This window comes from Variovorax sp. UC122_21, assembly GCF_044056785.1.
In the GTDB taxonomy this organism is placed as follows: domain Bacteria; phylum Pseudomonadota; class Gammaproteobacteria; order Burkholderiales; family Burkholderiaceae_C; genus Variovorax.
Genome location: NZ_CP172004.1, coordinates 4,528,801 through 4,552,073 on the forward strand (window position 1 = coordinate 4,528,801; position 23,273 = coordinate 4,552,073).

General features: G+C 70.3%; 17 protein-coding genes and 2 pseudogenes. All 19 read right to left on the minus strand.

The window, feature by feature from the left end:
* Nucleotides 1–56: 56 nt before the first annotated feature.
* Nucleotides 57–1,637, minus strand: a complete 1,581-nt coding sequence (locus tag ACHMXE_RS34025) for an ATP-dependent acyl-CoA ligase (protein WP_395348406.1) — start codon at nucleotides 1,635–1,637, stop codon at nucleotides 57–59.
* Nucleotides 1,627–2,367 (minus strand): ABC transporter ATP-binding protein, encoded by a 741-nt coding sequence (locus ACHMXE_RS34030; RefSeq protein ID WP_395348407.1) that lies wholly within the window; start codon nucleotides 2,365–2,367, stop codon nucleotides 1,627–1,629. Before ACHMXE_RS34030 ends, ACHMXE_RS34025 begins: the two co-directional genes overlap by 11 nt.
* Entirely contained in the window at nucleotides 2,364–4,148 is a 1,785-nt protein-coding gene (locus ACHMXE_RS34035) for an ATP-binding cassette domain-containing protein (protein WP_395348409.1), read from the minus strand. Before ACHMXE_RS34035 ends, ACHMXE_RS34030 begins: the two co-directional genes overlap by 4 nt.
* On the minus strand, nucleotides 4,145–5,200 hold the full coding sequence (locus ACHMXE_RS34040) for a branched-chain amino acid ABC transporter permease (RefSeq protein WP_093348977.1): 1,056 nt from the start codon (nucleotides 5,198–5,200) through the stop codon (nucleotides 4,145–4,147). The genes ACHMXE_RS34035 and ACHMXE_RS34040 overlap by 4 nt, the downstream gene beginning before the upstream one ends.
* 75 nt (nucleotides 5,201–5,275) lie before the next feature.
* Nucleotides 5,276–6,436 (minus strand): ABC transporter substrate-binding protein, encoded by a 1,161-nt coding sequence (locus tag ACHMXE_RS34045; RefSeq protein ID WP_395348410.1) that lies wholly within the window; start codon nucleotides 6,434–6,436, stop codon nucleotides 5,276–5,278.
* Nucleotides 6,437–6,483: 47 nt separating this feature from the next.
* Nucleotides 6,484–6,957 carry an aromatic-ring-hydroxylating dioxygenase subunit beta gene (locus ACHMXE_RS34050; protein ID WP_395348411.1) on the minus strand — a complete coding sequence of 158 codons (474 nt, stop codon included), beginning with the start codon at nucleotides 6,955–6,957 and terminating at the stop codon, nucleotides 6,484–6,486.
* On the minus strand, nucleotides 6,954–8,285 hold the full coding sequence (locus tag ACHMXE_RS34055) for an aromatic ring-hydroxylating dioxygenase subunit alpha (protein WP_395348412.1): 1,332 nt from the start codon (nucleotides 8,283–8,285) through the stop codon (nucleotides 6,954–6,956). Before ACHMXE_RS34055 ends, ACHMXE_RS34050 begins: the two co-directional genes overlap by 4 nt.
* Before the next feature lie 22 nt (nucleotides 8,286–8,307).
* Nucleotides 8,308–9,448 (minus strand): annotated as a pseudogene (locus tag ACHMXE_RS34060) (ABC transporter substrate-binding protein).
* 55 nt (nucleotides 9,449–9,503) lie between these two features.
* Entirely contained in the window at nucleotides 9,504–10,742 is a 1,239-nt protein-coding gene (locus ACHMXE_RS34065; RefSeq protein WP_395348413.1) for an ABC transporter substrate-binding protein, read from the minus strand.
* Nucleotides 10,743–10,794: 52 nt separating this feature from the next.
* The gene (locus ACHMXE_RS34070; protein WP_395348414.1) at nucleotides 10,795–11,526 is read right to left on the minus strand and encodes an SDR family NAD(P)-dependent oxidoreductase; all 732 of its coding nucleotides are present in this window, start codon (nucleotides 11,524–11,526) and stop codon (nucleotides 10,795–10,797) included.
* The gene (locus ACHMXE_RS34075) at nucleotides 11,523–12,335 is read right to left on the minus strand and encodes a cyclase family protein (RefSeq protein WP_395348415.1); all 813 of its coding nucleotides are present in this window, start codon (nucleotides 12,333–12,335) and stop codon (nucleotides 11,523–11,525) included. Before ACHMXE_RS34075 ends, ACHMXE_RS34070 begins: the two co-directional genes overlap by 4 nt.
* Before the next feature lie 28 nt (nucleotides 12,336–12,363).
* The gene (locus ACHMXE_RS34080; RefSeq protein WP_395348416.1) at nucleotides 12,364–13,620 is read right to left on the minus strand and encodes an SDR family NAD(P)-dependent oxidoreductase; all 1,257 of its coding nucleotides are present in this window, start codon (nucleotides 13,618–13,620) and stop codon (nucleotides 12,364–12,366) included.
* Nucleotides 13,617–14,786, minus strand: coding sequence for a thiolase family protein (locus ACHMXE_RS34085; protein ID WP_395348417.1), 1,170 nt, complete (start codon nucleotides 14,784–14,786; stop codon nucleotides 13,617–13,619). The genes ACHMXE_RS34080 and ACHMXE_RS34085 overlap by 4 nt, the downstream gene beginning before the upstream one ends.
* 295 nt (nucleotides 14,787–15,081) lie before the next feature.
* Nucleotides 15,082–16,710, minus strand: a complete 1,629-nt coding sequence (locus ACHMXE_RS34090) for an AMP-binding protein (RefSeq protein WP_395348418.1) — start codon at nucleotides 16,708–16,710, stop codon at nucleotides 15,082–15,084.
* A 16-nt stretch (nucleotides 16,711–16,726) separates the two neighbouring features.
* Nucleotides 16,727–17,212, minus strand: a complete 486-nt coding sequence (locus ACHMXE_RS34095) for an aromatic-ring-hydroxylating dioxygenase subunit beta (protein WP_209541232.1) — start codon at nucleotides 17,210–17,212, stop codon at nucleotides 16,727–16,729.
* Nucleotides 17,212–18,529, minus strand: a pseudogene (locus ACHMXE_RS34100) (aromatic ring-hydroxylating dioxygenase subunit alpha). Before ACHMXE_RS34100 ends, ACHMXE_RS34095 begins: the two are co-directional and overlap by 1 nt.
* Nucleotides 18,530–18,546: 17 nt before the next feature.
* A complete protein-coding gene (locus ACHMXE_RS34105) occupies nucleotides 18,547–19,533 on the minus strand; it encodes a PDR/VanB family oxidoreductase (protein ID WP_395348419.1) in 987 nt (328 codons plus the stop codon).
* Between the two features lie 23 nt (nucleotides 19,534–19,556).
* Nucleotides 19,557–21,050, minus strand: a complete 1,494-nt coding sequence (locus ACHMXE_RS34110; RefSeq protein ID WP_395348420.1) for an indolepyruvate oxidoreductase subunit beta family protein — start codon at nucleotides 21,048–21,050, stop codon at nucleotides 19,557–19,559.
* A gap of 8 nt (nucleotides 21,051–21,058) precedes the next feature.
* Nucleotides 21,059–23,230, minus strand: coding sequence for a thiamine pyrophosphate-dependent enzyme (locus ACHMXE_RS34115; protein ID WP_395348421.1), 2,172 nt, complete (start codon nucleotides 23,228–23,230; stop codon nucleotides 21,059–21,061).
* Nucleotides 23,231–23,273 lie beyond the last annotated feature (43 nt).

Sequence of the window (23,273 nt, forward strand, 5' to 3'; positions counted from 1 at the left end):
AATATTTAGTCCTAAACCATTCTAGCGTTTTGACGCCCTGGACACCGGCCGCCGGCCTAGGTGGGCCGCGCCGGCTGCCGGTCCCAGGTGCCGGGCGTCACGCCGCGCTCGCGCAGCTTGTACTTCTGGACCTTGCCGTTCTCGGTGCGCGGCAGGTCCTCGAGGATGTCGATGTAGCGCGGCACCGCGAAGTACGGCAGCCGCGCCTCGCAGAAGGCCGCGAGCTCGGCGGGTTCCACCGCCGTGCCGGGGCGCGCGATCAGCGCCGCCATCACCTCGTCCTCGGCCAGCTCCGAGCGCACCGGGTAGACCGCCACCGCCGCCACGCCCGGATGGCTCAGCAGCACCTGCTCGACCTCGAAGGAGGAGATGTTCTCGCCGCGCCGGCGGATCGCGTCCTTGAGCCGGTCGACGAAGCGGAAGGCACCGTCGGCATCGCGCACCACGCGGTCGCCGGTGTGGAACCACAGGTTGCGCCAGGCCTCGACGGTCTTGGCCGGCAGGTTGAAGTAGCCGCTCGCGAAGGCATGCGGCTCGCTCGCGCGCAGCAGCAGCTCGCCGGCCTCGCCGTCGGGCAGCTCGACGTCGTGCGCGTCGGCCACGCGCGCCTCGAAGCCCGGGCGCACCCAGCCCATCACGCCGCCGCGCGGCGAATCGGGCGCGGTGCTGATGACGAAGTTGGTCTCGGTCGAGCCGTAGCCCTCGAGCAGCCGTACGCCCGTGCGCACCAGGAAGCTCTGCATCGCATGCGCCGGCACGCCCGGCCCCAGGCCCACGCGCACCCGGTGCGTGCGTTCGCCCGGCCCCTCGGGCTGGGCCAGCAATATCGGCACCATCGCGCCCAGCAGGTAGACCACGGTGGCCTCGTGCGCGCGCATCGACTCCCAGAAGCCCGAGGCCGAGAAGCGCGCCTCGAACACCACGCGGCAGCCGGTGATCGCGGCCTGCGCGAAGGTGTTGAGCGCATTGATGTGGAACAGCGGCAAGGTGGTGCACAGCACGTCGTCGGCGCCCACGCCGAGCACGGCTGCGCTGTTCACGCCCCACCAGTAATACTGCGCATGCGGGCAGGTCACGCCCTTGGCCGGGCCGGTGGTGCCCGAGGTGTAGAGGATCGCGAGCGTGTCGCCCGGTTGCACCTCGGCCGCGGCGATCGCCTCGCCATCGGCCGGCCAGGCCTTCACCTCGATGCCCTCGAGCGCGATCTCGCCCTCGCCGATCACCCACACCGTGCGCAGCGCGGTGCGCGCGAGGTCGACGCCGGCCAACCGGTCGAGGAAGGCGCTCTCGATCACCAGCAGCCGCGCCGCGCTGTCGGCCAGGAAGTATTCGATCTGCGGCGCCATCGAGGCGGTGTTGATCGGCACCATCGCAGCACCCAGCCAGCCGCAGCCGCCGAGCGTCTCGAGCACCTCGAGCCGGTTGCCGCTCATCAGCGCCACGCGGTCGCCACGTTCCACGCCCGCCGCGGCCAGCGCGCCGGCGCGCGATGCGGCGGCCGCGCGCGCATCGGCATGCGCCCATTGCCGACCGGCGATCGACAGCAGCGGCTTGTCGCCGAACAGCGCCGCTTGCCGCTCGAGCATCGCCGGCAAGGTGCGGCGCGCGGGCGGCAGCGCGTGCGGCTCAGTCGTCATCGTGCGTGCCCCCGCCGAGGTAGGTGGCCTGCACGCGTGGATCGCAGGCCAGGTCCTGCGAGGCGCCATCGAGCGCGATCTCGCCCGTTTCCAGCACGTAGCCGTGGTCGGAGGATTCGAGCGCCGCGCGCGCGTTCTGCTCCACCAGCAGGATCGACACGCCGTCCTCGCGCAGCTTGCGCACGATCGCGAGGATGTCGCGCACGATCAGCGGCGCGAGCCCGAGGCTGGGCTCGTCGAGCATCAGCAGGCGCGGCGAGGACATCAGCGCGCGCCCGACGGCCAGCATCTGGCGCTCGCCGCCCGAGAGCGTGTCGGCGCGCTGCGCGCGGCGCTCGGCCAGCCGCGGGAAGCGGTCGTACACGCCCTGCAGCCGGCCCTTGAGCACGCTGCCGCGCAGCCGGCGCGAGAAGGCGCCGAGCTGCAGGTTGTCGAGCACCGAGAGCTCGCCGAACAGCTCGCGCTTCTCGGGCACCAGGCACAGGCCGCGCTCCACGCGCGCCTCCACGTCGAGGCCGTGCAGGTCCTCGCCCTCGAAGCGCAGCACGCCCTTCGAGGGCAGCAGGCCCATCGCGGCCGCGAGCAGCGTGGTCTTGCCGGCGCCGTTGGGGCCGATCACCGAGACGATCTGGCCGGGCCGCATCGCGAGCGACACGCCGCGCACCGCATCGACCTGCCCATAGGAAACGTGCAGGTCGCCGATCTCCAGCATCGGGGTCGTCGTGCTCATGCCACGCTCCCGAGATAGGCCGCCTGTACCCGCTCGTCGGCACGCACCGCGGCCGGCGCGCCCTCCACCAGCTTGGCGCCGAAGTTCATCACCACCAGGCGGTCCACGAGTTTCATCACGAAGTCCATGTCGTGTTCGACGATCAGAATGGTCACGCCCTCGTCGCGCAGCTTGCGCAGCAGCTCGCCCAGGGCCATCTTCTCCTTGCGGCGCAGGCCGGCCGCGGGCTCGTCGAGCACCAGCAGCACCGGGTCGGCCGCAAGCGCGCGCGCGATCTCGAGAATGCGCTGCGTGCCCAGCGGCAGGCTGCCCGCGAGCTCGTGCGCGCGGTCGCCCAGGCCGATGCGCTCGAGCTGGCGCTGCGCCTCCTGCAGGATCTGCCGCTCCTCGGCGCGATCGAGCCGCAGCCCCGCGCGCAGCACGCCCGAGCGCGTGCGCGAATGCGCGCCCAGCGCCACGTTGTCGAGCAGGCTCATCTGCGGGCGCAGCTTCACGTGCTGGAAGGTGCGCGCCAGCCCGAGCCGCGCCACCTCGCGCTGCGGCATGCCGGCGATGTCCTGGCCCAGGAAGCGCACGCTGCCCGAGCTCATCGGCAGGGTGCAGGTCAGCAGGTTGAACATGGTCGACTTGCCCGCGCCGTTGGGCCCGATCAGGCCCACGATCTCGCCGGCCGCCACGTCGAAGCTCACGTCGTTGACCGCCACCAGCCCGCCGAAGCGCTTGACCGCGCCCTGCACCGAGAGGATCGGCGCGCCGCGCGCCGGCAGCGCGCGATGCGGCAGCGGTTCGACCGCCGCCAGCGGCGCCGCGGGTGGGCGCGCCGCGCCCGAGCCCTTGCGCCCGCGCAGCCGCCGCACGAAGCCCATCAGCCCGCCGCGCGCGAAGTGCAGCAGCGCGATGAACAGCACCGCGAAGGCCACCGCCTCGAGCTGACCGGCGCGCTGGGTGATCAGCGGCAGCACGTCCTGCAGCCCGTTCTTGAGCACCAGCACCAGGCCCGCGCCCACCAGCGCGCCGACCAGGCTGCCGAGCCCGCCGGCCACCGCCATCAGCAAGTACTCGATGCTCGCGCGCACGTCGAAGGGCGAGGGGCTCACGAAACGGTTCATGTGCGCATAGAGCCAGCCCGCGAGCCCGGCGAACAGCGCCGCCGTCACGAACAGCGACAGCCGCACGCGGTAGGCGTCGGCGCCCACGCTCGCCAGCAGGGTCGCGCCGCCGCGCAGGCTGCGGATCGCGCGGCCCGGGCGCGAGCGCAGCAGGTTGTGGCTGAACAGGAAGGCCAGCCCGACGATCGCCCAGATCAGGTAGTACATGGCGCGCGGATCGGCCAGCGACCAGCCGCCGATGAACAGCGGCGGGATGTTCGACAGCCCGGTGTGACGGCCCAGCGCATCGACGTTGCCGAACAGCATCGCGATCGACAGCCCCCAGGCGATGGTCGACAGCGGCAGGAAATGCCCGCCCAGGCGCAGCGTGAGCAGCCCGATGGCCAGCGCCGAGAGGCCGGTCAGCAGCAGCGCGAACAGCAGGCCGATCCAGGGCGAATAGCCCTGCGTGGTGCTGAGCCAGGCCGTGGCATAGGCCGCGATGCCGACGAAGGCCGCCTGCCCGAAGGAGGTGGCGCCGCCCACGCCGGTGAGCAGCACCAGCCCCAGCGCGACCAGCGCGCCGATGCCGATGTCGTTGAGCAGCGAGACGGTGAAGCTGCCGAACAGCGCCGGCACCACGGCCAGCACGGCGATCACCACGGCGCAGAGGATCAGTGGACGGCGGCTCATTGGTCCACCTCCTCTTCTTCCTCTTCCACGTGCCGCGCCATGAACGAGCGCAGCATCAGCACCGGGATCAGCAGGCTGAACACGATCACGTCCTTGAGCGCGCCGCTCCAGAACGAGGCGAAGCTCTCGACCACGCCGACGGCCAGCGCGCCGATGGCGGTCATCGGGTAGCTCACGAGCCCGCCGATGATGGCCGCCACGAAGGCCTTCAGGCCGATGATGAAGCCCGAGTCGTAGTACATGGTGGTCACCGGCGCGATCAGCACGCCGATCAGCCCCGCCAGCAGCGAGGCGCAGCCGTAGGCCAGCAGCGCGGTGCGCGCGGGCCGGATGCCGACCAGCCGAGCGCCGACGCGGTTGACGGCCGTGGCGCGCAGCGCCTTGCCCATCACGGTGCGTTCGAACACCAGGAAGAACAGGCCGCTGAGCACGATCGCCGAGCTCACCATCAGGATCACCTGGCCGCTGACGGTGAAGCCGTCGCCCAGCGTGAGCGTGCCCGAGGCCAGCGGGCTGGTGCGCGAGCCTTCCGGCCCGAAGAACAGCAGCCCCAGGCCCGACAGCAGGAAGTGCAGCGCGAGCGAGACGATCAGCAGCACCAGCACCGAGGCATCGGCGATCGGCTGGAACACCACGCGCGCCAGCAGCGGCGCCACCGGCACCACCAGCAGCACCGACACCGCGAGCTGCACCGGCGCCGGCACGCCGGCACTCGCCGCGGCCCAGGCGATGGCGCAGGGCACCAGCGGCAGCACGCCCCAGGCCAGCACGGCCTTCGGAATGCGCCGCGCCTCGCCGCGCCGGATCAGGCTGCCGACCTCGGTCAGCACGGCCAGCGCCGCGAGCACGGCCACCAGGCCGATGGTCGGCGGCAGCTTGCCGGTCTCGAAGGCCGCCAGCGTCAGCGCGGCGAAGGCCGCGATGTCGCCGAAGGGCACGAAGACCACCCGGGTCACCGAGAAGATCAACACCAGGCCGAGCCCGGCCAGCAGGTAGATGGCCCCGTTGGCCAGCCCGTCGATGCCCAGGATGAGGGCCACGTCCCAGGTCATTGCACAGTCCTTCGCTTCGTCATCGCTCTCGCTTCTCGCTTGCTGTGGGTGGATGGAGGGTCGGAGGCAGCGCGCTCAGGGAGCGAGCTTCCACTGGCCCTTGTCGAGCTTGACGATCACGCGCGCGCGCTGGTCCACGCCGTAGAGATCGCCGGGCTTGAAGTTGTAGACGCCGTGGGTGCCCACGACCTCCTTGGTGCTGAAGATCGCATCGCGCAGCGCGACCCGGAACTCGGGCGTGCCGGCCTCGGCCTTCGTGAGCGCGCGCGCGGCCGCGTCGGCGAACACCAGGTAGCCGTCGAAGGAATAGGCCGAGAAGGCGTCGCTGGTGGGCGCGTTGTTGACCTTCTGGAAGACGCTGCGGAACTCCAGGCCGATCTTGCGCGTGGGATGGTCGGCCGGCAGCTGCTCGGCGACGATGATCGGGCCCGTGGGCATCAGCGCGTCCTGGCCGGCGGCACCGACCACGCGCACGAAGTCGGGGTTGATCAAGCCGTGCTGGCCGTACACCTTGCCCTTGAAGCCGCGCTCCTGCAGCGCGAGAAAGGGCAGCGCACCCGGCGTGCCGGCGCCGCCGGTCATCACGGCCTCGGGCTTCATCGCGAGCAGCTTCAGCACCTGGCCCGTGACCGAGGCGTCGGCGCGCGCATAGCGCTCGTTGCCCAGCACCTGGATGCCGGCGGCCGGCGCGGCCTTCATCAGCGCGGTGTAGACCAGGTCGCCCCAGGCGTCGGAGAAGCCGATGTAGCCGACCGACTTCACGCCGTCCTTCTTCATGCGCTCGACCACCGCGTCGATCATCAGCTGCGTCGGCTGCGCCACCGTCATCACCCAGCCGTTCTCGGCCGGGTCGAGCAGGATCGGCGTGAGCCCGATCATCGGCACCTTGGCATCGCGCCCGACCTGCGCCATCGCGATCGCGGCCGGCACGCCCGAGGTGCCCATCAGCACGTCGACCTTCTCCTCGTCCACCAGCTTGCGCGCGTTGCGGCCCGCGGTGGTGGGGTCGGAGCCGTCGTCGAGCACGATCAGCTGCACCTTGCGGCCGTTGATCTCGCCCTTGTAGGCCAGCGCGGCCTGCATGCCCTTGGCATAGGGCACGCCCAGCGAGGAGTTCGGGCCCGACAGCGACACGCTCAGGCCGACCTTGAGGTCGGCCGCGAAGGCGGCGGCGCCGAGGCCGGCGGCCAGCGCGAGCACGGCGGCGTGGCGAAGGGACTGCATCAAGCGGGTCATGTCGAAGCTCCTGGAGGAAAGGGTGGGGAGTGGAACGAGGGAGGGAACTAGATGAAAAGCTGGATGGCCGGCAGGGCCTGGCCCGGGTTCAGCAGGTCGACGCGCTTCTCGCGGATGCGCCAGCCGTCTTCGATGCGAACCAGTCGATGGCGGTAGCTGCCGGTGAGCAGCACCTGCGACTCGCCACGCGCCTCGATGTAGATGAATGGAGTGCGCAGCACGGCCTCGCCGCTCTCGCCGGCCTCGTCGGCCTCCGCCACCGAGCGCTGCAGCACATGCTGGCAATGGCTCGCGGGATGCTGCGAATGCGCGCGCGGGTTCTTCAGCCGGTCGACGCGTAGCTGCAGCAGCAGCCGGTCCTCGCAGGCGATCGCGTTGTGGCTGCGCGGATCGGACTGCGCCGCGCCGAGCAGCGGCACCCAGTAGAGGCATTCGGCGTCGTACAGCGCGAGCCAGTCGTCGAAGCGGCGCGCGTCGAGCAGCGCCGCCTCCTGCACCACCAGATCGATGGCGTCGTTCATGCGCCCTCCCCCGGCTCGCCCATGAACTTCGCCCAGGCGCGGAACTGGTTGCGCATCAACAGCTCGTTGGTGCCGTTGGTCTCGGCCGTTCCCTGCCCGAGTTCGGCCGGATCGAAGTCGCGGTGCAGGCTCACCCATTCGTTGCCTTCCCCGCGCAGGCCCTTCTGCATGCTCTCGAACAGGTGCACGTCGTCGTGCGCCACCACCGACATCGGCGAGAACACGAGCCGGTTGTAGTTCATCGAGCGCTCCAGCAGCAGCTCGGGCGCGCCCTCGGCGCGGAAGCTCCAGGCCTCGATCAGCGTGCGGTCGGCCGCGAGCGGGCGGATCACGCGGATCGCCTGCGGCGAGCCCTTGACCGAGAGGCTCGGAAACAGCACCGAGTTCTGCGGCGAGCGCTGCAGGATCTCGGTGGCGCGCTCCTCGCCGTGCGCGGCGCGCATCGCGGCCTCGTAGCCCGGCAGCTGGGCGTAGTTCGAGTGGATGCTGAAGTGGATGCCCAGCACGCTGTGGCCGTTGGGATAGACGCGCCCGCCCATGCGGTCGAAGAAGTCGTAACCCGCGCCGAAGGGCAGGATCTGCTCCATCGCCATCGGCTTGGCCGCCTCGGGCTCGGCCGCCGTGATGCCGGCCCACAGGCCCTCGGCCGCGGCGGTGGCCGACTCGTGCGTCGACATCGGATGCACCGTGTCGTTGATGTTCTCGAGATACATCTTCCAGTTGCAGTGGACGATGTTGCGCAGCACGCCGCCGGCCACCGTGAGCCGGCCCTCGGGCGAGCGGTCGACCATGTTGTCGATGGCATGCAGCACGCCGCCGAAATAGTCCTCGAAGCTCGGGCCCTGCGGCGACAGGCGCACGAACACGAAGTCGCGGTAGACCGCGAGGCCCGCCACGGGCGAGAGCCCGCGCCCCGACTCGCATTGCGCCAGGCCGGTGTTCTCGTAGCCCGACTTCAGCGGCAGCGCGAGCGGCGCGCCGTCGAGCTTGTAGGTCCAGGCGTGGTAGGGGCAGCGGAAGAACTTGCCGGCGTTGCCGCGCTCATCGCTCACGAGCTGGCTGCCCTTGTGGGCGCAGCGGTTGTAGAACACCCGCAGCGCGCCATCGGCCTGCCGCACCATCACCAGCGGCCGGCCCGCGAGCTCGAGCGTGCGGTAGTCGCCGGCCTTGGGCACCTCGCTCGCATGGCCCGCGAACAGCCAGGTGCGCGCGAAGAAGCGCTCCTGCTCGAGCGCGAACAGCTCCTCGCTCAGGTAGACGTCGCGGTGCACGCGCCGGTCCTCGACCAGCGCGCGGATCGCCTCGGGGTGTTCGCGGTAGCGGCTCATGGCGTGCGTCAGGTGCGGGCGCTCAGGGCACCAGCTTCCACTGGCCCTTTTCCATGCGCACGATCACCACCGCGCGCTCGTCCGAGCCGTAGCGGTTGTCGGGCTTGAAGTTGTAGATGCCGTGCGTGCCGACCAGCTCCTTGGTGCTGTTGATGGCATCGCGCAGCGACGTGCGGTAGGCCGGCGTGCCCGGCTCGCCCTTGGCACGCGCCGCGGCGTTGGCCAGCAGCAGGTAGGCGTCGTAGGTGTACGAGGAGAAGGCATCGACCGGCGCCGCACCGTGCGCCTTCTGGTAGGCCGCGCGGAAGTCCATCGACACCTTGCGGATCGGGTTGGCCGCATCGAGCTGCTCGGCCACCAGCACGGGGCCGCTGGGCACCTGCAGGCCTTCGATGGACTTGCCGCCCACGCGCACGAAGTCGGCATTGATCAGGCCGTGCGTGCCGTAGATCTGGCCCTTGTAGCCGCGCTCGGCCAGCGCCAGGTAGGGCAGCGCGCCGGGGGGTGCCCGAGTTGCCCGCGAACACCGCGTCGGGCTTGGCGGCCACGATCTTGAGCACCTGCCCGGCCACCGAGGAGTCGCTGCGCGCATAGCGCTCGTTCGCCACCACCTTGATGCCGGCCGCGGCCGCGCTCTTCATCAGCGAGTCGTAGGCGAGATCACCGAGCGCGTCGGAAAAACCGATGAAGGCCACCGACTTCACGCCGGCCTGCTGCATGCGCTCGACCACCGCCGCCACCATCAGCTCGAAGGGCTGCGAGACCGACACCGTCCAGACGTTCTCCGGCCCCGGCAGCGACACCGGCGTGGGCGAGATCAGCGGCGTGCCGAGCTCGCGCGCCACCGCCGCGATCGCCATCGCGCCGGGCACGCCCGAGGTGCCGATCAGCACGTCGACCTTGTCCTCGGTCACCAGCTTGCGCGCGTTGCGCCCGGCGGTGGTGGGATCGGAGGCATCGTCGAGCACGATCAGCTCGACCTTGTGGCCGGCGATGGTCGGCTGCTGCGCGAGCGCGGCGCGGATGCCCTTCTCGTAGGGAATGCCGAGCGCCGATACCGGGCCCGAGAGCGAGCTGATGACGCCGACCTTGAGGTCGGCGGCGAAGGCCTGGGCCGCGGCGAGCGAGACGGCCGCGAGCGCGGCGATGCGAGCGAGTTTCATGGGTGGGTGGTGTCTTGGGGAGAAAGGAAGGAATGCGCCGCGCGAAGGGCCGTGCTCAGGGCACCAGCTTCCACTGGCCCTTGTCGAGCCGCACCACCACGCGCGAGCGGTCGTCGGAGCCGTAGCGGTTGTCGGGCTTGAAGTTGTAGACCGAGTGCGTGCCCACCAGCTCCCTGGTGCTCACGATGGCGTCGCGCAGCGCGAGGCGGAACTGCGGCGTGCCGGGCTCGGCCTTGGTGGGCCGCCGCTGGGCCGCTCCCGAGGCGGCAGCGCCCCCTTGGGGGGCCGACGCCGAAGGCGTCTCGGGGGCCGACAACACGCGCTGCGCGGCGTCGAGGTAGATCAGCCAGGCATCGAAGCTGTAGGCCGAGAAGGTGTCGGTCGGCGGCGCGCCGTTGGCCTTCTGGAAGGCGGCGCGGAAGTCGAGCGCGATCTTCTTCATCGGGTTGGTGTCGGGCAGCTGCTCGGCCACCACCACCGGGCCCGTGGGCGCGAGCAGGCCATCGACCGAGGGGCCGCCGACGCGGATGAAGTCGGGGTTGATCAGCGAGTGCATGCCGTAGATCTTTCCCTTGTAGCCGCGCTCGGTCAGCGCGAGGTAGGGCAGCGCGCCAGGCGTGCCCGAGGCACCGGTGATGACGGCGTCGGGACGCAGCGCGACGATCTTCAGCACCTGGCCGGCGACCGAGGAGTCGCTGCGCGCATAGCGCTCGTTGCTCACCACCTTGATGCCGGCCGCGGGCGCGGCCTTGTTGAGCGCGTCGTAGACCAGGTCGCCCCAGGCGTCGGAATAGCCGATGTAGGCCACGGTCTTCACGCCCGCCTGCTTCATCTTCTCGACCATCGCGCCCATCATCAGCGGCGCGGGCTGCGGCAGCGTCACCATCCACGCGCCCTCCTCGCCCGGCAGGTCGGCGTTGGCGATGGAGATCAGCGGGGTCCTGGTCTCGCGCGCCACGCCGGCGATGGCCAGCGAGCCCGGCGCGCCGGCGGTGCCGATGATGACGTCGACCTTGTCCTCCTCGATCAGCTTGCGCGCGTTGCGCGCGGCGGTCGAGGGATCGGAAGCATCGTCGAGCGCGATCAGCTGCACCTTGCGCCCGCCGACCTCGGACTTGTAGGCCTGCGCGGCCTTGATGCCCTTGTCGTAGGGAATGCCGAGCGAGGACACCGGCCCCGACAGCGAAGTGATGAAACCGACCTTGAGGTCTGCCGCCCAGGCGTTCGATACCGCGAGTGCACCCGCGGCCACGGCGAGGCCCGCGAGGGCACGGATTCGGGTCATGACTGTCATGCTTCTTCTCCTGGAGTGAGGGTGTGGGTGACGGGAACTCGGTGGTGGGGATTCAGAGCGCCAGGCTGCCGACGCTGGTGCCGCCGCAGACGTAGAGCACCTGGCCGGTGACGAAGCTGTTGGCGGGGTCAGCGAAGAAGCGCACGGCGCGCGCCACGTCGGCCGATTCGCCGAGGCGGCGCACCGGCACGCTGGCGGCCAGCGCGCGTTCCTTCTCGCTGCCGGCCTCGACCACGTCGTAGAACATGTCGGTGCGTATCGGCCCGGGCGCGACCACGTTGACGGTGATGCCCTCGGGCGCGAGCTCGAGCGCCCAGGTGCGCGCCATGCCCAGCATGCCGGCCTTGGTGGCCGAATAGCTGGTGCGCGTGGCCAGGCCCAGCGCGGCGCGCGACGACAGCAGCACCACGCGGCCGAAGCGGCGCGCGCGCATCGCGGGCAGCGCGGCCTGCACGAGCTGGATCGCGCAGCCCAGGTGCAGGTCGACCAGCGCGTCGAGGTCGGACAGCTGGACCTCGGGCAGCAGCGCGGCGCGGATCACGCCGGCGTTGTGGACCACGGTGGTCACCTCGAAGCGCGACACGAGTTCCTTCGCGGCCTCGGCCGTGGCGGCGCGGTCGGCCAGGTCGACCTCGATGCTGTGCAGCTTCGGATGGTCGATCTCGGCCTTGCGGCGCGCGAGCGAGACGACCTCGTAGCCCTGCGCGAGCAGGTCGTGGCAGATGGCCTTGCCGATGCCGGCGCTGCCGCCGGTGACGACGGCGGTCTTCGGTGCGTCGCTCATGCGTTTGCTCCCACCAGCGCGAGCACGCGCAGCGGACTGCCGCTGCCCTTCTCGATCTTCAGTGGCGGGCAGATCAGCATCGCGCCCGCGGGCGGCAGCAGGTCGAGGTTGCTTAGGCACTGCAGGCCGTAGCGGCCCGCGCCGTGCATGTAGTAGTGGCAGGGGTACGGCGGGCGCAGGTGGTAGCCCTGGCCGGCATCGGTGCCGATGGCCTCGGAGCCGAAGCCCAGCACGTCGCGCTGCTCGACCAGGAAGCGCACGGCCTCGGTGCTCGGGCCCGGCGTGTGCTGGCCGGTCTCGTCGAAGTTCTGGTAGGCCTCGGGGTCGTGGCGCTTCGACCAGTCGGTGCGCATCAGCACCCAGGCGCCGGCCGGAATGCGGCCGTGCTTCGCTTCGTAGTCCTCGATGTCCGCGGGCGTGAGCAGGTAGTCGGGATCGTCCTTGACCTGCGGCGAGCAGTCGATGACGCAGGCCGGCGCCACGAAGTGCTGCACGGGAATGGTGTCGACCGAGTTGTTCGGCAGGTCGCGGCCCGAGATCCAGTGGATCGGCGCATCGAAGTGGGTGCCGGTGTGTTCGCCGCAGGAGAAGTTGTTCCAGTACCAGCCGGGCCCGCGCTCGTCGTACTTCGAGACCTCCTCGATGCGGAACGGCCAGCACTGGCCCATCTCGGGCGGCAGCGCGATCTGCGGGAACTCGGGCGTCAGGGTCTGGGTGAGGTCGATCACGCGGATGCCGCCGCCGGCCAGGGCGCCGGCCAGGCCCGCGAGGATCTGCGCCGGGGTGAGCGTGGGATTGCTGGTGGTCATCGGGGAGCGCTCCTGTCTCTGTCTGTCTTCAGCTGCCGCCGGCCGCGAGTTCGCGTTCCAGCACTTTGGGGTTGTCGCGCCAGCGCTCGAGCCATTCCTGCGCCACGTCGCCGGGGTAGACGTCTTCCACGCCGTCGCGCAGCGCCTTCACGATCGCGCTCGCGAGCGCCGGGGCGCCGAGCTTGGGCGGCGGCATGTGCTGGTTCCACTCGTCGTCGATCGGGCCCGGGAACACGTTGACGACCCGGATGCCGGCCGGCCGCATCTCGGCGCGCAGGCACTGGGCGAGCGAATAGGCGGCGGCCTTCGAGGCGCTGAAGGTGCCGTGCGCCGGGTAGTTGCTCAGCGCGTAGATCGACAACAGGTTGACCCAGGCGGTGGCGCCGGTGGCGCCGTCGGCCGAGCGGCCCTTGAGCGCGGGACCGAACTCCTGCGCCAACCGCAGCGCGCCGAAGTAGTTGATGTCCATCTCGGCCTTGGCCACGTCGGTGCCGCGCCGCGAGGCGATGCCGAAGGTGCGGTGCACCTCGGCGTTGTTGATGACGATGTCGACCTTGCCGCCGATGGAGCCCGCGAGCTCGGTGACCTGCCGGCCGTTGGTGAGGTCGAGCGGCACCAGCGTGACCTGCGGCAGCGCGCCGATGTCGTCGAGGCCGTCGCCGAGCTTCTTCCAGGGTTCGGCATGGCCGACCCAGACGATGTCGGCGCCGGCCTTCACGAGGGCGCGCACGATGGCCTGTCCCACCTCGGTCTTGCCGTCGGTCACCAGCACCTTGCGGAACTTGGGGTCGCTGGTCATTTCTCTGAGCATCCTGTCGTCGGCCATGTGTGCACTTCCTTGGTTCGGGAATCCGATCAGTACCGCCTGTCCCGCGCGGTCGAGCCGCGCGCCCACCTTGACGCGCGAGGGCGCCTCGCCGACCTCGCCGTGCAGGTGCACCATCAGCGTCGGGCCGGCATCGAGGTGCACCAGGCCCAGTCGCCAGGGCAGGCGTTCGCGAAAGAACAGGTCGTTGCTGTGATGCAGCGTGGTGCTGCTCAGCAGCTCGCCCGCGCCGTCCTGCTCGCGCCAGACGAGGTGCGGCGACAGGCACTTGTGGCAGGCCGCGCGCGGCGGGTACTGCACGGTGCCGCAGTCCTCGCAGGTCTGCAGCTCGAAGCGGCCCTCGGCCGCGGCGGCGGTGATGCCCAGCGCGATGCGGCCGCGCTGCCAGGGCGGCAGGTTCATCTGCCGCGTGCGCAGCACCGGGTTCTTGCGCGGGGGGCGCATGAGGGGCATGGTCATTGGCTTCTCCCCAGGAGGACGGCGCCGGTGCACAGGCAGCGGTCGTAGGTCACCATGCCGAAGCCGGCCACGAGGCCCAGCTTGGCGTCGGGCACGCGGCGCGCACCCGCGGTGTCGGTGAGCTGGCGGATGGTCTCGGTCATGCCGAGGAAGCCGCCCGCGGCGCCGGCCTGGCCCGCGGACAGCTGGCCGCCGCTGGTGTTGTTGGGAAAGCTGCCTTCGCAGGTCATGGTGTGCGAGCGCACGAAGGCCGGGCCCTCGCCCTTCTCGCAGAAGCCCAGGTCCTCGAACTGCATCATGGCGATCACGGGGTAGTCGTCGTAGGTCTGGATGAAGTCGACCTGCGCGGGCGTAGCAGCGGCCTGGGCATAGAGGTCGTCGCGGTCGCGGCGCCAGCCGCCCTGCACCATCACCGGGTCTTCCGAATAGGCGTTGTGGCGTTCGATGGCGCCGCGGATCGCGACGTGGGCAAGGCCCAGGTCACGCGCACGCTCCTCGCTCATCACGAGGAAGGCCTCGGCACCCGCGCAGGGCATGACGCAGTCGAACAGGTGCAAGGGCTCGGCGATGGGCCGCGCGTCCATGTATTCGTCGAGCGTGAGCGGCTTCTTGAACATGGCGTTGGGATTGCGCAGCGCATTGGCGCGCTGGTCCACCGCGATGCGGCCGAAGTCCTCGCGCTTGGCACCGAAGCGCCGCATGTAGTGCGCGGTGATCATCGCGAAGATCGAATTGGGCCCGCCCGATCCATAGGGATAGGTGGCATCGCGCGCGAAGTTGCTGAAGCTGCCGAGGGTCTGGCGGAAGGAGTCGACATGGTTGGTGTCGGCCGCCACGCAGGCCACGACATCGGCATCGCCGCTCTGCACCGCGCGCGCGGCACGGCGCAGGCACATCACGCCGGAGGCACCGCCCGTCGGTACGTGGTCGAGCCAGCGTGGCGAGAGGCCCAGGTGCTGGGTGACGCCTACTGCGGTGTCTGGGGCGAGCGAGAAGCTGCTGATGCAGAGGCCGTCTATTGCGTCTTTGTCTATTCCGCTGTCCTTGACGAGAGCCTCGATGGCCTGGCCGAGGAACCAATGGGCGGTGAGCGTGGAGTAACGCTGGTAGGGTACCGTGACGGGGACCGCTACGGCTACGCCTTCGTAGGATTGGCGGTGGGTCATTGCTGGGGCTCCACTTTGTTCGGGCTGGGGCGCGTGCACAGGACAGCGGGTACTTCCCTCCGCGAATGTCCCCCGCCCTTCGGGCTCCTCCTTAATTTCGCTGCGGGAAGCACCCACTGCCCTGTGCACGTGGGCGCAGTCGTTGTGCAGCCGGTTCGACCACCGTGTCCAGGCTCACGCCGATGGGGTACTCCCCGCAGCGAAATCAAGGAGGAGGCCGCAGGCCGGGGGACATTCGCGGAGGGGAGTACCCCATCGGCGTGAGCCCGCCCCGAACGAATCAAGCGCATGTCCATCACCCCTGCCTCTTCTTCAACCCACGCGTATCGATGCAATGCACCTGCCCAGGCAACCCCTGGGCCAGCACACGCAACTCCCCGCGTTGAATCTTCTGAGAAGCCGTGAGCGGCAAGGCATCGACGAACGCCACATAGCCAGGCGCCTTGTAGTAGGCGAGCTGGTCGAGCGCATGCGCCACGATGCTCAGCGCCATCGCGGAACGGGCACCCTCACTCACCGCCTCGTGCAGCACGATGCAGGCCAGCACCTCGTCCCCGCGCACCGCATCGGGTGTCGCGGCCACGGCCGAGCTCTTCACCGCCGGGTGCTGGTTCAGCACGCTCTCGACCTCCACCGCCGAGATGTTCTCGCCGCTGCGGCGGATCACGTTCTTCTTGCGGTCGACGAAGCAGAGGCTGCCGTCGGACTCGCGGCGCACCATGTCGCCCGTGTGGAACCAGCCATCGGCCCAGGCCTCCTGGGTCGCTGCCTCGTCCTTGAGATAGCCCGAGAAGAAATAGCGGCGCGGATCGGGGCCCGCGCTGCGCACCAGCAGTTCGCCCGGCGTGCCCACGGGCACATCGGCGCCGGCCTCGTCGACCAGCCGCAGCTCGACGAAATCCTCGGGCCGCCCGAAGCAGCTCGTGCCGATGTGGCGCGGCTCGTGGTTCGCCATCACGCAGGCGGCGGCACCGGTCTCGGTCATGGCCCAGGCCTCGACCAGCGGGAAGCCGAAGCGCTCCTCGAACACGCCATGGTTGCGCCGGTCCACGCCGGCGCCGAAAGCCCAGCGCACCGCATGTTCGCGGTCGGAAGGCGACGCGGGCGCGGCCAGCAGCATCGCGGGCATCACGCCGAGGTAATGGACGATGGTCGCACCGGTCTCGCGCACGCTGTGCAGCCAGCTCTTCGGATGGAAACGGTCGAGCTGGATCAGGCAGCCGCCTGCCACCAGGATCACCATGGTCGAGAAGGCCATCGCGTTCACGTGGTTGAGCGGCAGCGGCGTGATGATCCGCTCGCGGTCGCGCCGCACCTCGCACACGCCGTCGAGCCCCGCATACCACTCGCCCGCGCGGACGAAGTATTCGTTGCCCAGCATGCAGCCCTTGGGGCGCCCCGTGGTGCCCGAGGTGTAGAGCAGCGCGCATTCGGTGTTCGGGCCGACGGGTTCCCCCGTGCGCGGCGCGCGGCTGCGGGCCCGCGGCACTTCGGGGTCCGAGGCCTGCATCACGTCGAGCGTGGCACCTTCGCGTTGCGCCGCCGCGCGCAGGTCGTCGGCGCGCTGCGGCAGGCTCACCGCGAGCTCGATCCCGCTGTGGCCGATCAGGTAGGCCAGCTCGGCCGCGCGCATCTCGGCATTGATCGGCACCACGCTCACGCCGAGCGCATTGAGCGCGAACCAGTGGTACAGGAAGGCCGGCCGGTTCTCGAGCAGCAGCCCGACGCGGTGGCCATGGCCGTAGCCCGCGCGCGCATAGGCCTCGCGCAGCCGGTCGACCTCGGCCACGGCCTCGCGCCAGCGGATGCTGCCGGCCTCGATGCCGTAGCTCGCGGCCGTGACCGGCTCCACGCACAGGAACTCGGCCTCGGGCGTGCGCGCCGCCGAGGCGGCGAAGGCGGCATGGACGGTGGGATGCGTCATCGCGGTGTCCGTCCGTTCAGATGAAGAGCTGCACCGCGGGCAGCGCCGCGTCGCAGTTCAGCAGGTTCACGCGCTTGAGCGTCATGCGCAGCGCGCCGTCCTGCCACAGCAGGTGGTGGAAGAAGGTGCCGACGTAGAACTGCAGCTCGTCGCCCTGGCACTCGGTGTAGTGGAACTCCGTGCGCACCACGTAGCGATTGGCGGCTTCGTCGAATTCCTCGACCGTGGGCGCCTGCAGCAGGTGGTGGCAGCGGCTCGGCGGCTGTTGCGAGAAGGCGCGCGGGCTCTTCAGGCGCTCGATGCGCAGCTCGCGCAGCAGCTTGTCCTCGTACATGTGCGAGGTGTGGTTGATGCCGTCTTCCTGGTCGGGAATCAGCGGCACCCAGTAGAAGGCGTCGTCGGTGAAGAGCGCGTTCCACTCCTCGTAGCGCTTGGCGTCGAGCAGGCGGCACTCGCGCACCACGAAGTCGGCCAGCTGCTGGTGCGTGACGGCGGCGCTCATCACATCGTCTCCGTCATGTAGCGCGCCCAGCTGCGGTACTGGTTGCGCATCGGCAGCTCGCTGGTGCCGACGGTGGTGACCTCGCCGCTGCGCTCGGCCTCGCCGTCCTCGAAGTTGCGGTGCAGGCTCACCCACTCGTTGCCGCTGGCATGCAGGCCGGCCTGCATGCCCGCGGTAGGCCTGCAGGTCGTCGTGCCCGACCACCGAGAACGGCGAGTTGATGAGCCGGCTGTACATGGTGGTGCGCTGCAGCAGCTCGGGCGGCGCGCCCTTGAGGCGGAAGGTCCAGCTCTCGACGATCGACATGCCGGCCGAGACCGGCTTGACCACGCGGATCGCCTGGATCGCGCCCTTGATCGTGAGGTTCGGGTAGTAGACCGTGTTGTGGCGCGCCATGCCGAGGATCTGCGCGGTGCGCTCCTCGCCGTAGCGGGCCTTCATCGCGTCGTCGTACGCGGGGATTGCCTTGTACTTGCTGTGGATGCTGAAGTTGACACCCGTGAAGCTGTGGCCGTTGTCGTAGGTGCGAACGCCCATGTCCTCGAAGAACTTGTAGTCCGACATGAAGGGCACGAACTGCTCGATCGCCATCGGCTTGGGCTCGTCGGCGGGCTTGCCGGCCCACATGGTCTTGGCGGTGCCGGCCGAGGACTCGTGCGCCACCATCGGGTGCATGGTGTCGTTGAGGTTCTCCACGAACATCTTCCAGTTGCACTGGTGCGTGAAGCGCAGGCAGCCGCCGGCGATCTCGAGCTCGCCCTCGGGCGAGCGGTCGGCCATGTTGTCGATCGAGCTCAGCGAGTCGCCGAAGTACTCCTCGAACGAGGGCCCGACGTCGTTGATCTTCACGAAGACGAAGCCGCGGTAGCTGCGCACGCCCGCCACCGGCACCAGCCCCTTGGAAGCCTCGCAGTCGTGCAGCTGCGTGCCCTCGTAGCCGTTCTTCAGCGGGATCGACAGCAGCGAGCCGTCGGTCTTGAAGGTCCAGGCGTGGTACGGGCAGCGGAAGAACTTGCCGGTGTTGCCGCAGGGCGCGCTCACCAGCCGCGAACCCTTGTGGGCGCAACGGTTCATCAGCACGCGCACGCTGCCGTCGGCATGGCGCACCACGATCAGCGGGCGGCCCGCGATCTCGTTGGTGATGTAGTCGCCGGGCTTGGGCAACTGGCTCTCGTGGCCGACGTAGTTCCAGGTGTTGGCGAAGAAGTGCTCCTGCTCGAGCGCGAAGATCTCCTCGCTGATGTAGAGGTCGCGGTGCACGCGGTCGGGCTGCACCAGCGCGCGGACCGCGTCGGGATTGCCTCGGTAGCTGGTCATGCGTGGACTCCTTGGGTTCAGAGGTCGAGCACCAGCCGCTGGCCCTTGGCGCGGGAGATGCAGATCTGGATCACGTTGCCCGCGGCCTTCTCGCGTGCCGTGAGCACGTAGTCGCGGTGGTCGATCTCGCCGTCGATCACGGGCACGGCGCACACGCCGCATTCGCCGCGCTTGCAATCGAACATCGGATCGCAGCCATGCTCGATCAGGCAGTCGAGGATGCTCTGGTCGGCCGGCACGGTGAAGCGCTGGCCCGACATGGCGAGCTCGACCTCGAAGGCATGGTCGCCCTCTTCCACCACCGGTGCGGTGAAGAGCTCGAAGTGCACGCGGTCGCTGTTCCAGCCGCGCGCCTGGGTCTGGGCCAGCACCGTGTCGAGCATCGGCTTGGGGCCGCAGACATAGAGCTGGTCGGCCGGGTCGCAGCGCGCGAGCAGCGCGCCCACGTCGAAGGGCGCGCCCTTCGACTCGTCGTCGTGCAGCAGCAGGTCGGTGCCCAGCAGCTCGCCGAGTTCGGGCAGGAAGGCCATCAGCGCGCGGCTGCGCCCCGCGTAGTGCAGTTCCACCGGCAGGCCCTGCGCGCGGCGGTGCGCGGCCATGCTCGCGAGCGGCGTGATGCCGATGCCGCCGGCCAGCAACACCGCCCGGCCCGCGCCGCCGTGCAGCGGGAAATCGTTCTTCGGTGGCTCGGCCTCGATGGTGTCGCCCTCGCGCAACCGCTCGTGCATGAAGCGCGAGCCACCGCGGCCCGCGGCCTCCTTGCGCACCGCGATCAGGTACTCGGCCGGCGCCTGCTGGCCGCCCGTAGCGAAGTCGATCAGCGAATAGTGGCGCCAGTCCGACTGGCCGTTGCCGAGGTCGACGCGCACGCGGATGTGGGCGCCGGCCTCGAAGCCCGGCAGCGCGGCGCCATCGTCGGCGCGCAGGCGGAACAGCCGGACCAGCGGATTGAGTTCGCGCGCCTCGGCGACGCGCAGGCGAAGGGTCGTGGGATCGGAGGCCATGGGGTTCGTCTCTTCTTCGTCGTTCAGGCCAGCGCGTGGCGCACCAGCGCCGCCTGCAGCTGGTGGCCGTGCTCGTCGGCCAGCGCGGCATTGCGCAGCTCGCGCAAGGTGGCCGGCGAGAGCGCATCGCCGGCGCGGCGCAGGGCCGCCATCACGGTGTCGTAGTTGCGCAGGCCGCGTTCGTGCGTGTCGCTGTAGCCCTTGACCAGCCGCTGGCACTGCGCCACTTCGATCGCAAGCTCGGTGTTGCGCGCGGCGGTGGCGGCGATCTCGGCCAGCCAGGCCTCGATGCGCCGGTTCTCGTCCGCATAGCGCAGCGTGGAACGGCGCCAGCGGCCCATGCCGGCCACGGTGGACAGCAGCAGATAGCCATGCAGCGAACTGGTCTGCACCACGCGGCCTTTCTGCGTGAAGCGCTCGACCAGGCCGCGCGCCCAGCCGGTGCGCATGAGCCAGCGGCCCAGGCCCGCGGGCAGGGTCTCGCAGATCTCCTGCAGCCGCGGATGCATGTACTCGTGGATCGCGAGCAGCTGGTCGGCCTGCACGCGCGACTCGTCGCGCACGCGGTCGAAGCGGGTCGCGCGGATCTTGAGCGAGGCCACGCGCGCCGTGTCTTCATAGGACATCCACAGCGCCAGGTGGCGCGCCGCGACCTCGAGCAGCGCCGGGCTGCCGAGCGACTGCAGCGCAGCGACGCGGTCGAGGTAGAGGCCCGCATAGGCCGGGTCCTGGTAATCGATGAGACGGCGCACGCCCTCGAGCAGAAGCGCCTGCTGCGCCGGCGCGAAATCCTTCTGCACCCGCTCGACCAACGCGCGCACCGCGGGATGGCGCGGCTGCGGCGGCGCGGCCGGCGGCAGGGCCGGCGCGGGCGCCTCGCCCTCCTCGGCCTGGGCACGCGCGAAGGCGGCACCGAAGGCGCGCAGGCTGGGCTTCACGCCGACGCCGCCGCGCTCGATGGTGGCCTCGAACTGGGCGCGGCCGAAGGGCAGCACGCCCGAGCCCGCGAGCGCGCCGAACAGCACGGCGCTGATCACGCTGCCCGCGTCTTCCGCGGCCTGCGCCATGTCGAAGCGGATGAAGCGGTGCGCGGCGCGCCCCGCATGCGCGAGCAGTTCGCGACTGTCGACGCGGCCGTCGCCCATCGCGCTCTTCTCGGCGATCGAATAGACGCGGTGCGTGGAAGCGATCAGCGTGGTGCGATCGGGCGTGACCAGCCCGCGCTGCACCGCGCGGCCGGCTTCCATCAGCTCGGAGGCGAGCACCAGGTCGACGTCGCCCGGCAGCGGCATCAGCGCCAGCACCGGCTGGCCACCGTCGGCGCGCGCGGCGGCCTCGGGGAACAGCTCCACGTAGTAGATGGTGGCACCGGTGCGCTGCGCCACGCCGGGCACGGAGGTGGTCTGGGCGACCCAGCCGTTGGCCTCGCCCATGTCGACGATCCAGTCGGCCAGCACGCCGCCGCCCTCGCCGCCCATGGCGAGGATCGCGATCTTGATCGGTTGTTGCGTGGTCATCGGCGCGCTCAGAACGAATAGGCCTCGCGCCGGCGCGCCGCGCCGCGCTGCAGCCAGCCGATGACGGCGCCGCGCACGCGCTCGCGCAGCCGGTCCCAGCCGGTGGGATTGCTGACGATGCGCGCCTTGTAGAACGAGGGGCAGAGCACGGCCGCGTGCGAGACGTCGCCGCAGTTGCCGCAGCCCACGCAGCTCTCGAGCACGGTGGCGACCGGGTCGGTGCGCAACGGATCGGGGTTGGTCTTGATCGAGAGCGACGGGCAGCCCGAGAGCCGGATGCAGGAGTGGTCGCCGGTGCAGGTGTCGGCATCGACGCCGAACTTCTCGCGCACCATGCGCTTGCCGTCGGCGATGGCCTTGCGCACCAGCGGCTTCTCGCGCCGCTGCTTGTTGAGCATGCATTCGGACTGCGCGATCAGGACCTTCGGGCCCTTCTCCTTGGTGGTCAGCGCTTCCCTGAGCGCGTCGCGCATGCCGGCCACGTCGTAGGTGCGGCGGATGGTGCGCACCCAGTTCACGCCCACGCCGCGCACCGCGCGCTCGATCGCGTGGCCGGTGCTGCGGGTGGCGTTGACGGCCTTCGACGACAGGATGTCCTGTCCGCCGGTGGCCGAGGTGTAGTTGTTGTCGACGACGATGGTGAGGTTGTCGCTCTGGTTGAACACCGCGTTGGCGACGCCGCTCGTGAGGCCGTTGTGCCAGAAGCCGCCGTCGCCCATCATCGCGATCGCGCGCTTGCCGCGCGGCGCGCCCATGGCGGCCGCGCCCGCGCCGCCGAGGCCGTAGCCCATGGTGGTGTTGCCGATGTGGAACGGCGGCAGGATCGAGAACAGGTGGCAGCCGATGTCGGCGCTCACATGGTGCGGACCGAGCTCGCGCTCGACCAGCTTCATCGCGCTGAAGATCGGGCGCTCGGGGCAGCCGGTGCAGAAGCCCGGCGGGCGCGCGTGCACGCTGTCGGCCAGCGGCGCGGCCGGCTCGCTCGGCAGTTCGATCAGCGGGATCACCTTGCGCACCGGGGCCGGCACGGGCGCGGCCGGTTGCGACGCGAGACGGCCGTAGCGCTCGCAGAAGACGCGCGCGCCCTGCAGCAGCTCGGCGGCCGTGTACTCGCCGGCCACCGGCAGCATGTCCTTGCCGTGCAGCGCAGTGGTCACGCCGCGCTGGCGCAGGATGGTCGCGATGTTCTGCTCGATGAAGTTGGGCTGGCCCTCCTCCACCATCAGCACCGCGCGCTTGCCTTCGCAGAAGCGCACCACCTCGCTGTCGATCACCGGGTAGGCGACGTTCATCACGTACAGCGGGATGCGGCTGTTGCCGTAGACGTCGGCCAGGCCCAGGCGCTCGAGCGCGCGCACCAGCGTGTTGTAGCTGCCGCCCTGCACCACGATGCCGATGTCGTCGGCGCCGTCGGCGAAGAACTCGTTGAGGCCGCGTTCCTCGATGAAGCGCACGGCCGCGGGCCAGCGCTCCTTCACCTTCTCCTGCTCGTGCACGAAGCTCGCGGGCGGCAGCACGATGCGGCTGACGTCGCGCCGCGGGTTCTCGGCCGCCTCCTGCACCGAGTAGGCGGCGCGGCGGTTGTCGGCGGCAATGAACTGGCCGTGCACGTGGCAGGCGCGGATGCGCAGCTGCAGCATCACGGGCGTGTGGCTGGCCTCGGAGAGTTTGAAGCCCTGCTTCACGGCCTCGACGATGCTCGGCAGGTTGGGCCGCGGATCGAGCAGCCAGATCTGCGACTTCATCGCGAAGGCGTGGCTGCGCTCCTGCATGATCGAGGAGCCTTCGCCGTAGTCCTCGCCCACGATCACCAGCGCGCCGCCGGTCACGCCGCCCGAGGCGAGGTTGGCCAGCGCATCGGAGGCGACGTTGGCGCCGACCGTGGCCTTGAAGGTCACGGCACCGCGCAACGGGTAGTTGACCGAGGCCGCGAGCGTGGCGGCGGCCGTGGCCTCGCTCGCGCTGTTCTCGAAACGGATGCCCTGGTCGGCGAGGATGTCCTGCGCATCGGCCAGCACGTCCATCAGGTGCGAGATCGGCGCGCCCTGGTAGCCCGCGACGTACGACACGCCCGATTCGAGCAGTGCCTTGGTGACGGCGAGGATGCCTTCGCCGCGGAACACTTCACCGGCGGACAGCCGCAGTTTCTTCACTTCTTCGACAAACGAACGCTCGGCCATGGCTTGCTCTTTTCCTCGATCGACGTCACCGTGTGGGCGGTGG